The sequence below is a fragment of the Kitasatospora sp. NPDC036934 genome, assembly GCF_055608425.1.
Genome location: NZ_JBVJQR010000013.1, coordinates 13,148 through 27,161 on the forward strand (window position 1 = coordinate 13,148; position 14,014 = coordinate 27,161).

Consider the following 14,014-nt stretch of genomic DNA (forward strand, 5'->3'; position numbering starts at 1 on the left):
TGTCCCCTCCAAGGGGCCTCGGGTGCTGGTGGCCGCGCCGGTCAGGAGAGACCGGACACGAGAAGGGTGTGGATCGTGGTGACGAGTTCGGCCGCGGTGTCCCGGGGGATGCCGCGGGTGCGCAGCCGCAGCGCCAGCGCGTCGCCGCCCTCGTCGACGGCGCGCAGGTAGCAGCCGTGCCCGATGGTCGAGAAGGGCGTTTCCCAGACGAGTTGCTCCCGGGCGGCCTCGGCGGCCCGGGCGTCGGTGGTCGAGAGGCCGTCCAGCGCGAGGAAGTTGTACGCGCAGGTGGCCTCGTACGGGGCGGGCGCCCGCTCGCGCAGGGCGGCGCTGGTGTCGACGTCGTACATGCCGTGCCGGTAGGCGCGCCAGGTGGCGGCGTTGACCCGGGCGATGTGCTCCGTGAGGTCGGTGCCGACCGGGAGGTCGGCCGCCACCCACTGGTTCATCGAGGTGACGACGGCCCGCCAGTCCCGGTGGACCCGGTTGGAGAACATCAGCTGGGCCACCAGGTGCCCGAGGCCGGCCACTCGGGCGACGGCCAGGGTGTAGGCGGCCAGCACCACGCCGGACAGCGCGCTGCCGGTCCGCTCGGCCAGTGCCCGGGCGCCGGCCAGGGCCGGGCCGGAGCGCAGGGCGCACTGGAGGAAGCCGTCCTCGCCGCGGACCGGGAAGCCCGTGGCGCCGCTGCCGTAGACCTTCCGCCAGTGGGCGGCGGCGGACTCCCGGGCCCGGGCGCGGGCGTCGGAGTGCTGCCAGCGGGCGAGTTCCAGCGGTCCGACGGCCGGTGCCGGGTCGTCGGCGTCGGCCAGCAGGGCGCGGAAGTCCTGTTCCAGCAGGGCGTCGCACCAGCCGTCGGCGGTGATGTGGTGCTTGACCAGCAGGACGTCCGTCGGGCGGCCGCCGGCCGTGACGATCCGGGCCCGCCAGCCGAACTCCCGGCCCAACGCGAAGGGCCGGGCCAGGAGTTCGGCGGTCAGGCCGTCCAGGTCGCCCGGTCCGCCCTCCCCGGCGGTCAGCTCGACGCCGTCCCCGAAGGGCCGCGGCCGCTGCTCGACCTCCCGGCCGTCCACCCGGTAGAGGGTGCGCAGCGACGGGTGGCGCACCCCCAGCCCGCGCAGGGCGGCGTGGACCTGCTCGACCCCGGCGCCCGCCGGCACCCGCCAGTGCGCCCAGGTGTTCGCCTCGTGCCACCGCTCGTACGGCAGTGCCTCGATGTCCCGCCAGACCGACAGCTGGCCGTGCGAGAGCGGACCGGAGTCGGTCGCGTCGCCGGGCCCGGTCACGGCTGGAGCCGTCCGTACGTCCAGGCGCCGCCGTCGGCGGGGCGGTCGTAGCGCAGCCGCCGGTGCAGCCGGTCCGGGCTGCCGTACCAGAACTCGACGGCCTGCGGCCGCAGCCGGTAGCCGGTCCAGTCCGCCGGGCGCGGCACCTCGGCGCCCTCGGCGACCAACGCCTCGGCTCGGGCACGCAGTTCGGCCTCGTCGGCGAGCGGACGGCTCTGCCGGGACACCGCGGTGGTGGCCCGGGCGGCCTGCGGGCGGCGGGCGAACAGCTCGTCGGACTGCGCCGCGGTGAGCTCCTCCACCGGCCCCTGGACGGTGATCTGCTGGAGCGTCTCGCGCCAGTAGAAGGTCAGCGAGGCCCAGGGGTTGGCGGCCAGGTCCTGGCCCTTGCGGCTGCCCCGGAAGCTGGTGAACAGCAGCCCGTGCTCGTCCAGTTCCTTCACCAGCAGCACCCGGCCGGACACCCGCCCGGTGGGGTCGGCGGTGGCCAGGACCGCCGCGTGGGGTTCCCGCACCCCGCGTGCCACGGCGGTGTCCAGCCACTGCCGCAGCAGGCCGGCGGGCTCCCGCGGCGGGGCGTCGAACTCCGGCAGCACCAGGCTGGTGTCGCCGCTGAGCGTCTGCGCTGGTTCGGTCATGTCCGGTGCACTCCAAGGTCGTTGGTGGTTCGGGCGGGGGAGGGGGCGCCCGGTGCGTGGGCGCCCCCGACGGGGGCCAGGCCGGGGCCTGTCCAGCGGATCCTGCCGGACGCCCTAGGGCCAGGGACCCAGCTCGGGCAGGGCGTCCCCGGCGCCGTAGGCGCGCGGCAGCGCCGCGGCCGGCCGGCCGGCGAGCCAGGCCGCCAGCGTGGTGGGGGTGCCGCTCACGGTGGTGGGGGCGCCGTCGCCGTAGGACCAGCGGTCCGGCCCGGCCACCAGGACGGTCGTCCGCGCGGCCGGCAGCCGGGGCAGCAGGTAGTCCACCAGGTGGTGGGACAGCTCCGGGCCCCAGTCGTCGCTGCGGTAGCCCACGTCCAGGTCCGCGAAGTGGATGTGCACCTCGCGCCACCAGCACAGCTGGGTGGCCAGCAGCGGGGAGTCCCGGTAGCCGCAGGGGAGTTGCCAGTCCTCGGGGCCGAGCTGCGCCCAGGCCTCCGCCAACTGGTCGAGGCCGTCCTCCAGCGCCCGGACCAGCTGGTCGGCCGGACGCGGGGCGCCCTGCTCGATGGCGGCGTCGCGGGCCGGGCGGCCGCCGTCGTAGACCTCGACCACCCGGCCCTGCCGGGCGCAGCGGGCCTGCCGGGCCAACGCCCGCGCCAGGTCGCCCAGGTGGGTGAGCACATGGGCCCGGCTCCAGCCCGGAAGGGCGGTGGCCGCGCGTACACCGGGCTCGTCCAGGTCGCGGGCCCGGGCCCGCAGCTCCCGGTGGGTGGTGGTGATCCCGGCCAGCCGCCGGGTCTGCTCCTGGTCCGCCATGTCAGCGCCCTGCCTGGGCGGGCACCGCGGAGCGGGCGTCGGCCTGGGCCCAGAACTCCCGGAGCCAGCGCAGGATGTCCTGCATCACGTGGTGGTTCTGGTTCGGCCGCAGCGCGCCCAGCTGGAAGAACATCACGCCCTCGCTCGGCGGGCCGAGCAGCGTCAGCCGGCGGTCCACGCCGCCGTCGGCGCGCACCGGGTGGAAGTCCTCGGTGAGGTCGAGGCCGCCCGGCGCGAAGTCGGCGGTGCCGGCCCCGGGGTTGCTCCACTTGCGGACCAGTCCGCGGCGCAGCAGGTTCGGGTAGAGCGGCAGCACGTCGTTCTCGGCGTCGAAGGGGTGGACCCGGGAGTCCACCAGGATGTCGACCGGCAGTTCGGCGCCGGTGAGCGGGCCGCGCACCACGAAGGCCCCGCGCTCCTCGTCCAGTTCGACCGCGGCGTCCGGTCCGGCCGAGATGTCGACCAGGCCGTGCTCGATCAGGGCGCGGATCTTCTCCATCACCTCCAGAGCGGCGCCGTTGCACAGCCGGTTGTGGTGGCGCATGAAGACGTCGAGGAACTCCCGGTGGGAGGCGGCGTGCAGGCCGCCGAAGTCCACGGCGGTGGCCAGGGTGTCGCGCAGGTCGCGCCAGACACCGTCGGCGGCCGCCTTGGCCGGGTTCATCAGGTTGTTCTGCGCGGCCCAGCGGTGGTCGACGTCCAGGAAGTCGAGGAAGCGCTCGCGGTACTCCTCCGGGGTGCCGAAGCCGTCGCGGGCGATCGGGCGGATCGTGCGCTCCCAGGAGAACCGGTTGGCGTCCACCGTGGTGCCGTGGCGCCAGGGCGACACGGCGGCGGCCACCGCGGCCGCGAACCCGGCCGGGTCGTCCAGGTGGGTGAGCAGCTCGGCGGCCGGCTCCGGGCCGAACACCACCGCCAGGTGGCGTGCCAGCGCCTGCTCGACGCTCCACGGGCGGTCCTTGGCCTCGGCGAGGGAGAGGTCGCCGGCCAGCACCGGGTCGAGGGTCGCGACCGCGTCCGCCACCAGCAGCTCCACCGGCGCCAGCAGCCGGCGCACGGCCTCCTCGGAGCCGGCGCCGCGCCCGCCGTCGGCGAGGAAGGCCCGGTACTCGGGCTCGGCGGCCGCCCGCAGGTGGGTGCCGAACTCCGGTCCGAGCAGCGTCGTGTAGTACAGCTGGGCCATCTCCAGGATGACCAGCGGGAAGACCTGGGCGCGGAAGTCGAGCTGGCGCTGCTCCACACCGCCGATCACGGCCGGGGTGCCGACGGCGGCGCGCAGCCGGTGCACGGCGTCGTCGGTGAGGAACACCCCGCGGTGCTCCAGCTCCTCCGGGTTCTGCTCCTTGGCGTTGTACGGCCGGGCGAAGGTGAACAGCCCGGCCCGGCTGAACAGCACGATGGAGCGCGGCTCGCGGCCCGAGGCCTGGTAGCGCAGGGTGCCGTCGGCCCGCTCGGTGAAGACGCCGCCGCGGCCCTCGGTGAGGTGGAGGATGACGTCGATGCCGGTCAGGCCCATGCCGACGCAGCCGACGGTGGCGTCGGGGCCGGCCTGGCCGGGCGCGAAGGCGCGCTCCAGCGGGTAGGCGGACGGCACGAAGGCGGCCGCGGTGCGGTCGGCGAAGCGGGCCCAGTCGGCCTGCCGGGGGTAGCGCAGCGGGTCGTTGGAGGAGTGGCCGGTGAGCATCAGGACGTTGTCGGCGTCCACCAGGTGCTCGCCGTCCGCGCCGAGGACCGCCAGTCGGCCGTCGGGCAGCTCCGCGAGGTCCTGGACCTCGGCCCCGCGCAGGTGCACCTCGACGCCCGGGATCCCGCGCAGGATGGCGACGTAGCGCTCGAACTGGTCGCGCAGCGCGAGGCCGTGGACGTAGCGCTTGGGCCAGTCCTCGGCGGCGACGTCGAAGACCTTCTCGCCGGTGGCCTCGTAGCGGGTGCGGCACCACTCCAGCAGGGTCGGCCGGTCCTCCTTGGCGAGCAGCGGCCCGGCGTCGACCACGGACTCGTCCGCGGCGAAGGAGACCTGCCCGACGATGCGGTTGAGGAAGCTGGTGACCGGCTGGTCGGGGCTGTGCACCTGGCCCGCGCCGAAGGCGCCGGAGCGGTCGAAGACGTGGATGTCGAGCCGGAGCGGGCCGGTGGCGGCGCGCGCGGTCGCGGCGAGCCGGTCGAGCACGTAGGTGCAGCTCGGGCCCGCGCCGACGATGGCGAGGCTGACGGTGGACATGAGGTCCCTCCTGGTGGGGGCGGTGAGCGGGGCGGGGGAGGGCGGCCGTCAGACCGTGATGGCGGTGTGCTGGGCGACGACCCGGTCGAAGGCGGCGAGGAAGCCGTCGATGTCGCCCTCGGTGAGCTGGCCCATGTTGGCGACCCGGAAGACGCCGACCAGCTGCTCCTGGGTGGAGTAGACGACGTAGCCCTCGGCCTTCAGCCCGTCGTGGAGCTGCTGATAGCTCATGCCCTCGGGCACGAACACGTTGGTGACGGAGTTGGCGCACTGGTCGGCGGGGAGCAGGAAGCGCAGGCCGCGGGCGGCCAGCCCGGTGCGGATCCGCTCGGCGAGGGCGCTGTAGCGCCGGCCGCGGGCGGCGACGCCCTCGGCGAGGGAGCGGTCCAGGGCCTCCTCCAGCGCGGTCATGACCTGCAGCGCGGGGGTGAACAGCGGTGCGTCCTTGCGGTCCTGGGAGGCGTAGTGCCCGTACAGGTCGAGGTAGAAGGTGTGCGGCCGGACGTCGACCAGGGCGTCCAGGCGGTCCCGGCGGGCGGTCACGAAGCTGACCCCGGGCAGGCCCTCCAGGCACTTGTTGGCGGTCCCCACGCACCAGTCGATGTGGTCGGCCACCAGGTCCAGCTCCTCCGAGCCGAGGCTGCTGATGGCGTCGACGGCCAGCTGGCGGCCGTGCGCGGCGACGACCGCGCCGATCTCGCGCAGCGGGTTGAGCTGGCCGGTGCTGGTCTCGTGGTGGACCAGGCCGACGTGGGTGATCGAGGGGTCGGCTTCGAGCGCCCGCCCGACGGCCTCCGGGTCGATCGGGTTGCACCAGCCGAACTCCAGCCGGGTGTGCGGGATGCCGTGCACGTCGACGATGCGCCACAGCCGCTCGCCGTAGTTGCCGTTGTCGAGGATCAGGATGCGGCCGTCGGCCGGGACGATCGAGGAGAAGGCGGCCTCCAGGGCCGCGGTGCCGGAGCCGGCCAGCAGCACGCTGGTGTGCTGCTCGGTGCCGCCGCTGATCCGGGTGGCCTTGTCGCGCACCCGCCGCATCAGCGCGGCGGCCTCGGGCTCACGGTGGCACTGGTCGGGGGAGGCCATGGCGGCGCGGACGGACTCGTGGACGTTGACCGGGCCCGGGTTGAGCAGCACCAGGCGGTCGGTGGGGGTGGCGGTGGTCATGCTGGACTCTCCGGAAGGGGAAGGGAGTTGAAGGGGTGGTGATGGGTCAGCGGGCCGGCCGCGGTGTGGGTCGGGGGCCGCGTGCGATCAGGGTGTGCTCCAGCTCGCGGGGCCAGTCGGCCATCGGCCGGAACAGGTGCCGCAGGCCGGTCGCGGTGCGGTCGCCGCGCAGGATGAGGCACTCGGCGCCGCGCCGGGCGTGCGCGAGCAGGGCGTCGAGCTTGCCGCGCATGGCGCCGCTGGTGTCCCAGGGGGCGGTGGCCCACAGCAGCGCGTACGCGGCGGACGGGTCGTCGGGGTCGACGTGCGGCAGCACCGGGCCGTCCTTGGCGGTGCCGGTGAGGATGCCGGGCACGTCGGTGAGCGTGACGATGCGCACGCCCGCCGGGGCGGCGTCGACCAGCAGGCCGGGCACCTGGTCGCTGCCGAGCACCCGCAGACCGCCGTCGGTGGTCAGCACGCAGTCGCCGGAGAGCACCGGCAGCACGCCCTCGGCGAGCATCCGGCGCAGCACCGTGAGGTCGGCGACCGGACCGGCCTCGCCGTCCACGCACATGGCCGAGACCTGGAGCGGCATGGCCCGCAGGCCGAGCGCGCGGAAGGCCGAGGTCCATGCCCACTTGACCGCGAAGGTCGCCCGGGTCAGGCCCAGTTGGGCGAAGCCGTCGGCCTCCTGGAGGTCGCGGACGGCGCCGTGGCCGAGCGCGCCGCCGCCGGCGACGAAGACGACCCGGCCGGGGTGGTGGCGGACCAGGTCGGCGACCTGGCGGGCGTAGTCCCGGACGGCCTCGGCGTCCAGGTGGTCGTCGGTGCGCTTGTCGGAGACCAGGCTGCCGCCGACCTTGACCACGAGCAGCTGCGGTTCCCCCGGCCGAAGGGGGCCCGGCGCGGCGCTCACGGCGTGCCGGCCGCGGCGCGCGCGGCTCCTGTGGCGGCCACTGTGTCGGCGACCTGCGAGACGACCTGGGTGACGACCCGGTCGAGCGGCTCGGCGGCGTCCACGACCTGCCAGCCGAAGCGCTCGGCCCAGCCGTCGAGTACCGCGAGGATCCGCCGCTGGTGGGTCAGGAAGCTCTGCTGCCCGCACCGCGGGTCCATGCCGCACTCGTAGGGCACCACGTCGCGGCCCACCTTGCGCTCCCAGGCGGTCTGCGGATCGATCCGCAGGTACACCACCTCGGAGGCGGGCAGCGCGGAGACCACGCCCTCCACCCAGGCCTGGTCGAGCCCGTAGACGATCTCGGCGGCGGCGTGCTTCATCCAGTAGCCGTCCAGCAGGGTGACCTTGCCGGGCCCCCCGGTGCGCGGTGAACGGCCCAGCAGGGCGTGCGAGATGGACCACATCAGGAACAGGAACCGGGTGGTGTCGGGCATCTCGGCCACGCACAGCCGGGTGTCGGGCACGTCGGGCCGCATGAAGCGGGTGGCCGGGTAGGCCGGGTTGTCGACGATGTCCCAGCGGTCGACCCGTTCGACGTCCAGGCCCAGGCCCGCCAGCCGCTCGGTGGCGAGCGCGGAGACGGTCGACTTGCCGGCGCCGTCCGAGCCGACCAGGGAGACGATCATGCGGCGCCCTCCGGCCCGCCGGTGCCGTGCGCGAGCCCGGCGACCACCGACCACAGCCCGCCCGGGCTGGCGAAGGTCTCCGGGGTGAGGTGCTCGTCGGGGAACTCGACGTCGTACGCCTCCTCCAGCGCGACCACCAGCTCCACGATCGCGATGGAGGTGAGGCCCAGGCCGAACAGGTCGTCGTCGGGGCGCAGTTCGCCGTGCTCGCCGAGGTCGAGGTGGCGGGTGAGGAGCGGGGTGAAGGTGCTGTCCCAGGGTGATTCCATGGATCTTCCCGATCGTGGGTGGACTGGCGGAGGTCAGTTGTGCGGCACGTTGGAGCGGCCGCTGCCGGCCTTGCGCCCGGTGTCGAAGAGGCGCTCCAGGAAGCCGAGGGCCCAGCGGGCCCGCTGGCCGTCGAGGGTCCCGTAGTGCTCCAGGTAGTCGGTGTCCTCGGGCCGCAGGGCGTCCAGCACGGCCGCCGGGACGGCCCGCGGGTACAGCTCGGCGGTGAAGTGCAGCGCGTAGTAGGCGATCGCGGCCGCGCCGTAGGACCGGACCCGGGCGACGAAGGCGTCCCAGCGCCGCTCGTCGAAGGCCCGGGTGACCAGGGCGATGTCGAGGAACTTGCTGATCTGCAGGTCGACGCTGTCCTCGATGAAGCGCAGGCTGGTGGCTTCCTTGTGCAGGTGGGAGCAGAGGTCCAGGAGCCGGTCCAGCGGATCGGGGATCCAGGTTTCGGTGCCGCACAGCACGGCAGGGACGGCCCGGTCCAGGAGTTCGGCGGCCGGGGCGCTGACGCCGGACTTCTTCTGGAAGATGTCGTGACACAGGTCGACGTTGAACTCGGGCACGTCCGGGCGGAAACCCGGTTTGAGGTACGGCAGTTGGTTGCTCAGGTTGACCCGCCAGAAGATCTGGGTGGGGCGGCTGAACGGTTCGACCCGCTCGCCGTCCTCGGCCAGGCTGCCCTGGAGGTAGCCCAGCCGCTCCAGCACCTCGTGGGCGCGGGCCGCGTCGGCGCGGTCGACCAGCAGGTCGACGTCGTTGATCCGGCGCAGCGACGGGTCGCCGTACTCGCCCTCGGCGAGCGAGAAGCCCTTGCGCACGGCGTGCCGTACCCCGGCCTCGGCCAGCTCCCGGAAGACCCGGCCGAACTCGTCGGCCAGCGCCAGGTTGCGCTGCCGGTTGCCCAGGTGGGCGGTGGTGAACACCCAGCCGTACGGGAAGCCCTTGCGCCCCTCGGCGGCGCGGTCCAGGCGGTGGACGAACACGTGCCGGCCGACCAGCGGCAGCAGCTTGTGGCGCGCCGCGGCGTCCAGGAAGGCGCCCCAGTCGAGGTCCTCGTCGGCGGCGAGCTCACGGGCCCGGCGCACCTGGTCCTGGTCCAGCCGCAGTCGGGCCATGGTCAGCAGCAGGCGGGCGTGCGGGGGCAGTCGGTCGAGCCGGGGGTCGGCCGGCGGGCTCTGCGGGGCTGTGGTGGTCATCGGGTCTCCTCCTGGTCGGCGGCCGCCCGGAGCGAGCGGTGGTCGACCTTGCCGTTGGGGGTGAGGGGCAGCGCGTCCCACCGGCGCCAGCGGCGCGGGACCAGCGCGGCGGGCAGGGTGGTGCGCAGGGCGGCCTGCAGGTCCGCCTGGGCGGCCGGGGCGCGCAGCGAGTAGTGGGCGACCAGCTCGGCGCCGGCGCCGGCGCCGGCCACCGTGACGGCGCACCGGTCGACGGCCTGGTGGCGGCCGAGCACGGCCTCGATCTCGTCGAGTTCCATCCGCACGCCGGCGACCTTGACCTGACGGTCGCTGCGCCCGAGGTAGTGGACCAGGCCGTCCTCGAACCGGGCGAGGTCGCCGGTGCGGTAGAGCCGGCCGGTGGCCGAGGCCGGGTCGAAGGGGTCGGCGAAGAAGGCCCGGGCGGTGGTGTCGGGGTCGTTGAGGTAGCCCAGGCCGACGCCGGTGCCGCCGACGAACAGCTCGCCGGCCTCCCCGGCCGCTGCGGCGCGCCAACCGGCCGCGCCCTCGTCGACCAGCAGGTAGAGCGAGGTGTTGGCGACGGGCGCGCCGACCGGCAGCCGGGGGCGCCGGGTGTCCTCCGGGCGCACCGTGTGGTGGGTGACGTCGTCGGAGCACTCGGTGGGCCCGTACGCGTTCACCAGCTCGACGTGGGGCAGCGCCGCCAGGGCGCGGGCGGCGGCGGCCGGGTGCAGCTCCTCGCCGGTGGAGATCAGCCGGCGCAGCGCGCCGAAGGCGGTGCCGGGGCGTCGGCCGGTCTCGTCGACGACCCAGCCGACCACGGTCGGTACCAGCTCCACGACCGTCGCCCCGGCCGACTCCAGGGCCTTGACCAGTCGGCGGGGGAAGCCCAGCACCGCGTCGGGGACGACGGCGACCCGGCCGCCGACGAGCAGCGGGCAGAGCATCTGCCAGATGGAGATGTCGAACACCAGGGGCGCGGTGAAGGCGACCACGTCGTCGGCGCCGAGGCCCAGGTCGTCGATCTTGGCCCACAGGTGGTTGAGCATGCCCCGGTGCTCGACGGTGGCGCCCTTGGGGCGGCCGGTGGTGCCGGAGGTGAAGATCGTGTAGCGGGTCTCCGGGGAGCGGTCGCGGCCGTCCCGGGGCGGTGCCTGGAGGGTGCCGGCCGCCGGCGGCACCCTCCGTACGGTGACCTGCGCGGCCGCCGCGCCGCTGCGGGCGGCGTCGGAGCTCGTGGCGCCGGTGCGGGTGGTGTCGGCCGGGCCCTCGGCGGGGCCGTAGGCGAGCAGCAGCGCGGCCCGGCTGCGCTCCAGCACGTCGTGGACCCGCTCGGCTGGCCAGGCCGGGTCGACCGGCAGGTAGGAGGCGCCGAGGCTCTCCAGGGCGAGGAACACGGCCGGGGTGTCGGCGCAGCGCGGTCCGACGGCGGCCACGGTGTCGCCGGCCCCGATGCCCTGGAGGAGCAGGGACGCCCGGATCTCGGAGACCCGGCCGAGCAGCTGGCGGTAGCTCAGGACGGTGTCGCCCTCGGTGACGGCGGGGCGGTCGGGGTGGGCCTCGGCGTGCCAGGCGGCGTACTCCAGCACCCCGGTGCCGGGGGTCGGGCGCCGCGGCCCGTGCAGGGCGAGGGCGCGGGCCTGCGGAACGGCGCCCTCGGCCAGTGGCAGCGCGGCCGGGATCACCGGGTGCCGTCCTCGGGGCGGTGGTGGCGTTCGACGTCGTGGAAGAAGTCGGCGACCACCGTGAGGTCCCCGGTGGCCCGGGCCCGGGCGGTGACGTGCTCGCCGACGGTCAGGTCGAGCACGCCCAGGCCGAACGGGGAGAAGACCACGGTGCGGTCGGCGGGCGCGGTCAGTTCGCCGGTGAGCGCGTCGTAGAGCGTGCCGTCGATGAAGTCCCGTCCGCCGGTGGCCTGTTCGGCCAGGTGGACGGAGGTGTCGGCCTTGAGGACGTGCTCGACGTCGTCGACCACGTTCACGCTGTCCAGGATCACCTCGGTGCCCAGGTCGCGCAGCGAGACGTGGAGCACCAGCGGGTGGTGGGCGAACCAGGAGGGGTCGGTCAGGTGCGGGGTGGCGGCGGTGGTGGCGAGCACCACCACGTCGCTGGAGCGGATCAGCTCCTCGGCGGTGTCGTGGACCCGCACCCGCACCTCGGCCGGGTCCGTGGTGGAACGCAGGTGGGCGGCGAAGCCCTCGGCGTACTCGGCGGACAGGTCGTGGACGCCGTACTCGGCCGGCTCCCAGCCGAGCGCCGAGAGGTACTCGTGCAGGTAGCGGGCGATCAGGCCGGTGCCGATGAAGCCGACCTTGCGCGGCGCGGGGCGGCCGCGGCCCAGGGTGCGGGCGGCCAGGGCCGCGGAGGCGGCGGTGCGGACCGCGCTGATGATGGAGCTCTCCAGGCAGGCGTACGGGTAGCCGGTGCGCGGGTCGTTGAGGACCAGTACGGCGGAGGCCCGGGGGATGCCCAGCTCCAGATTGGTCGGGAAGCTGGAGATCCACTTGATGCCGTCGACCGGCCGCTCGCCGCCCACCGAGGCGGGCAGCGCGATGATGCGGGCGGTCGGGCGGTCGGCGAAGCGCAGGAAGTAGGACGGCGGGTTGACGGTCCGTCCGCTGCCGTGCAGCAGGTAGCTCCGCTCGACCAGGTCGATCAGCTCCTGCTGCCGGCCGGCGAGCGCGCGGTGGACGGCGGCTCCCGGGACGACGGCGAAGTCCGGGATGTCGGGCTGGTGGTTCACGGTCTCTCCTCGGGGCCGGGCGCGCTGTCGCGGTAGTGCTCGGCCACCCATGCGTCGTTGTAGATCGTTTCCAGGTACCGCTCGCCGAGGTCGGGGGCGATGGCGACGGCGGTGTGCGAGGGGCCGGCCCCGCGCCGGGCCAGCCAGTCGGCCGCGGCGCTGACGACCGTCCCCGAGGAACCGCCGAACAGCAGCCCGCGGGCGGCCAGGCGCCGGCAGGTCCGGACGGCCTGCGCCTCGGGCACCCGGATGACCTCGTCCAGCAGGTCCGGGTCGATCAGCGGCATCGGCTCGCTGGCGCCGAGGCCCGGGATGTGCCGGGTGCCGGGGGCGCCGGCGAAGTTGACCGACCCCTCGCTGTCGACGCCGATCAGACGGACCTGCGGCCGGTGCTCGCGGAAGTAGCGGGCGCAGCCCATCAGGGTGCCGCCGGTGCCGGTGCCGATGAACAGGGTCTCCAGGGTCGGGAACCGCTTGGCGATCTGGGCGGCGGTGTCCTCGTAGTGGGCGATCCAGTTGGCCGGGTTCTCGTACTGGTTGAGCCAGACGTAGGACGGATCCTCGGCGCAGCGGCGGCGCACCAGTTCCTTGCGGGCGCCGAGGTAGCTGCCGCTCTCGTCCGGGGCGTCGACCACCACGACCTCGGCGCCGAGGCTGCGGATCAGCCGGACGGTCGCGGCGTTGCACTTGGGGTCGGTCACGCAGACGAACCGCAGGCCCTTGGCCGCGGCGACCACGGCGAGGGCGACCCCGAGGTTGCCCGAGGAGGACTCGATGAGCACCGACCCGGGGCCCACCAGCCCGTCGCGCTGGGCCGCGGCCACCATCCAGGCGGCCGGCCGCATCTTGACCGAGCCGGCGAAGTTGAAGCCCTCGCACTTGAGGTACAGCGGTGTGCCGAGGACGTCGCGCAGGTCGACGTACACCTCGGTGTCGAGGAGTTCGTGCGCTCCGGATACGACAGTCATGGGCGCTGTCCGTCCCCTTCCGCGCGTCGGCGCTGGCGGGGGCTCACGCGTCGAGCTTCTGCCAGTCGCCCATGCGCTGGAGGTCGAAGATGTCGCGCACGGAGGCGATCTGCGGTTCGAGGGCGGTGGTGTCGCCCGCGGCGTAGATCGCGCGGTAGGTGGCGCGCAGGCTGCTGAGGGCGGCGCGCATGCCCTGGTTGGCGTAGATGACGACCGAGACGCCGGCGGCCTGGATGTCGTCGATGTGCCAGTCGGGGTAGGTGGTGGGCACGACGACGACGGGTACCCGCTGGTCCCAGCGCTCCAGGAAGCCCAGCACCTCGTCCTTGGTGGACGCCTTGGAGTGGATCAGCACGGCGTCGGCGCCCGACTCGGCGTACGCCCGGCAGCGGGCGACCGCCTCGTCCACGCTCCGGCCGCTGATCAGCGCCTCGGTGCGGGCGATGACGAAGAAGTCGTCGCTGTGCTGGGCGTTCTTGGCGGTCTCGATCTTGCGGGCGAAGGCGCCGGTGTCGAGCAGGGTCTGGTCGCCGGCGGCGAAGCTGTTCATCTTCGGGAAGAGCTTGTCCTCCATGCACACCGCGGTGATGCCGGCGCCCTCGAACTCGTGCACCATGTGCGCGACGTTGTAGAGCCCGCCGTAGCCGGTGTCGCAGTCGGCCACCACCGGGACGTCGAGGGCCTTCTGGATGTTGGCGGCGGCCTCCAGGTACTCGGTCATGCTGAGGATGCTCGCGTCGGGCAGGCAGCGCGCCGCCGAGACCTCGAAGCTGGAGGACCAGACGGCCTGGAACCCGGCCTCCTGGGCGAGGACCCCGCTGAGCGCGTGGTGCGCCCCGGCCACGCGGACCACCTCGTGCTCGGCGAGGACGGTGCGGAAGGACGGGTAGCTGCGTTTGATCATGTCAGTCCTGTTCCGGGAGTTTGACGACTCTGGCAAGAGTTGCCAGCGGTGGGGGAAGGTCACCGGAGTCTGCGCCGACGAGGCTCGGTCCGCCCCTGTGTGATGCGGAGTGCGGCATCTTGGGGTGGGGTGGCCCGGGCCGGTCGGGCACCATGAAGCTAAGACCTCCCCGGCGATCATGTCAACGAGTTTGTCAATGACTTGCCATAACTGGCGGCGGCCGTGCAGGATCAGGCCGGTCGCCAGCCAGCGGAACC

At 74.3% G+C, this 14,014-nt stretch carries 13 protein-coding genes; all 13 read right to left on the reverse strand.

From position 1 onward, the window contains the following. Nucleotides 1-41: 41 nt before the first annotated feature. Nucleotides 42-1,286 (reverse strand): condensation domain-containing protein, encoded by a 1,245-nt coding sequence (locus ACZ7BZ_RS20745; protein WP_470359531.1) that lies wholly within the window; start codon nt 1,284-1,286, stop codon nt 42-44. Then, a complete protein-coding gene (phzG, locus tag ACZ7BZ_RS20750; protein WP_470359532.1) occupies nt 1,283-1,924 on the reverse strand; it encodes a phenazine biosynthesis FMN-dependent oxidase PhzG in 642 nt (213 codons plus the stop codon). Before phzG ends, ACZ7BZ_RS20745 begins: the two co-directional genes overlap by 4 nt. Nucleotides 1,925-2,038: 114 nt before the next feature. Next, complete coding sequence (locus tag ACZ7BZ_RS20755; RefSeq protein WP_470359533.1) at nt 2,039-2,740, reverse strand: maleylpyruvate isomerase family mycothiol-dependent enzyme; 702 nt, start codon at nt 2,738-2,740, stop codon at nt 2,039-2,041. A 1-nt stretch (nt 2,741) separates the two neighbouring features. Next, nucleotides 2,742-4,961: an FAD/NAD(P)-binding protein gene (locus ACZ7BZ_RS20760; RefSeq protein ID WP_470359534.1), complete on the reverse strand. Its 2,220-nt coding sequence runs from the start codon at nt 4,959-4,961 to the stop codon at nt 2,742-2,744. 48 nt (nt 4,962-5,009) lie between these two features. Continuing rightward, nucleotides 5,010-6,128, reverse strand: a complete 1,119-nt coding sequence (locus tag ACZ7BZ_RS20765) for a pyridoxal-phosphate-dependent aminotransferase family protein (RefSeq protein WP_470359535.1) — start codon at nt 6,126-6,128, stop codon at nt 5,010-5,012. A gap of 46 nt (nt 6,129-6,174) precedes the next feature. Then, entirely contained in the window at nt 6,175-6,978 is an 804-nt protein-coding gene (locus tag ACZ7BZ_RS20770) for an amino acid kinase family protein (protein WP_470359536.1), read from the reverse strand. 44 nt (nt 6,979-7,022) lie between these two features. Continuing rightward, nucleotides 7,023-7,694, reverse strand: a complete 672-nt coding sequence (locus ACZ7BZ_RS20775) for a nucleoside/nucleotide kinase family protein (RefSeq protein WP_470359537.1) — start codon at nt 7,692-7,694, stop codon at nt 7,023-7,025. Next, nucleotides 7,691-7,963, reverse strand: coding sequence for a phosphopantetheine-binding protein (locus tag ACZ7BZ_RS20780; RefSeq protein ID WP_470359538.1), 273 nt, complete (start codon nt 7,961-7,963; stop codon nt 7,691-7,693). Before ACZ7BZ_RS20780 ends, ACZ7BZ_RS20775 begins: the two co-directional genes overlap by 4 nt. Before the next feature lie 33 nt (nt 7,964-7,996). Next, nucleotides 7,997-9,163, reverse strand: coding sequence for a nucleotidyltransferase domain-containing protein (locus ACZ7BZ_RS20785; RefSeq protein ID WP_470359539.1), 1,167 nt, complete (start codon nt 9,161-9,163; stop codon nt 7,997-7,999). Continuing rightward, on the reverse strand, nt 9,160-10,827 hold the full coding sequence (locus ACZ7BZ_RS20790) for an amino acid adenylation domain-containing protein (protein WP_470359540.1): 1,668 nt from the start codon (nt 10,825-10,827) through the stop codon (nt 9,160-9,162). The genes ACZ7BZ_RS20785 and ACZ7BZ_RS20790 overlap by 4 nt, the downstream gene beginning before the upstream one ends. Beyond that, nucleotides 10,824-11,936 (reverse strand): 2,3-diaminopropionate biosynthesis protein SbnB, encoded by a 1,113-nt coding sequence (gene sbnB / locus ACZ7BZ_RS20795; protein ID WP_470359541.1) that lies wholly within the window; start codon nt 11,934-11,936, stop codon nt 10,824-10,826. Before sbnB ends, ACZ7BZ_RS20790 begins: the two co-directional genes overlap by 4 nt. Beyond that, complete coding sequence (gene sbnA, locus ACZ7BZ_RS20800) at nt 11,882-12,853, reverse strand: 2,3-diaminopropionate biosynthesis protein SbnA (protein ID WP_470359542.1); 972 nt, start codon at nt 12,851-12,853, stop codon at nt 11,882-11,884. Before sbnA ends, sbnB begins: the two co-directional genes overlap by 55 nt. Nucleotides 12,854-12,896: 43 nt before the next feature. Then, nucleotides 12,897-13,757, reverse strand: coding sequence for an isocitrate lyase/phosphoenolpyruvate mutase family protein (locus tag ACZ7BZ_RS20805; protein WP_470359543.1), 861 nt, complete (start codon nt 13,755-13,757; stop codon nt 12,897-12,899). Nucleotides 13,758-14,014 lie beyond the last annotated feature (257 nt).

Bases quoted from the DNA above. Each gene is read 5' to 3' on its own strand.
- phzG (WP_470359532.1), bottom strand. From the start codon at position 1,924: ATGACCGAACCAGCGCAGACGCTCAGCGGCGACACCAGCCTGGTGCTG.
- ACZ7BZ_RS20755 (WP_470359533.1), bottom strand. From the start codon at position 2,740: ATGGCGGACCAGGAGCAGACCCGGCGGCTGGCCGGGATCACCACCACC.
- ACZ7BZ_RS20760 (WP_470359534.1), bottom strand. From the start codon at position 4,961: ATGTCCACCGTCAGCCTCGCCATCGTCGGCGCGGGCCCGAGCTGCACC.
- ACZ7BZ_RS20765 (WP_470359535.1), bottom strand. From the start codon at position 6,128: ATGACCACCGCCACCCCCACCGACCGCCTGGTGCTGCTCAACCCGGGC.
- ACZ7BZ_RS20775 (WP_470359537.1), bottom strand. From the start codon at position 7,694: ATGATCGTCTCCCTGGTCGGCTCGGACGGCGCCGGCAAGTCGACCGTC.
- ACZ7BZ_RS20780 (WP_470359538.1), bottom strand. From the start codon at position 7,963: ATGGAATCACCCTGGGACAGCACCTTCACCCCGCTCCTCACCCGCCAC.
- ACZ7BZ_RS20785 (WP_470359539.1), bottom strand. From the start codon at position 9,163: ATGACCACCACAGCCCCGCAGAGCCCGCCGGCCGACCCCCGGCTCGAC.
- sbnB (WP_470359541.1), bottom strand. From the start codon at position 11,936: ATGGGTGGCCGAGCACTACCGCGACAGCGCGCCCGGCCCCGAGGAGAG.
- sbnA (WP_470359542.1), bottom strand. From the start codon at position 12,853: ATGACTGTCGTATCCGGAGCGCACGAACTCCTCGACACCGAGGTGTAC.
- ACZ7BZ_RS20805 (WP_470359543.1), bottom strand. From the start codon at position 13,757: ATGATCAAACGCAGCTACCCGTCCTTCCGCACCGTCCTCGCCGAGCAC.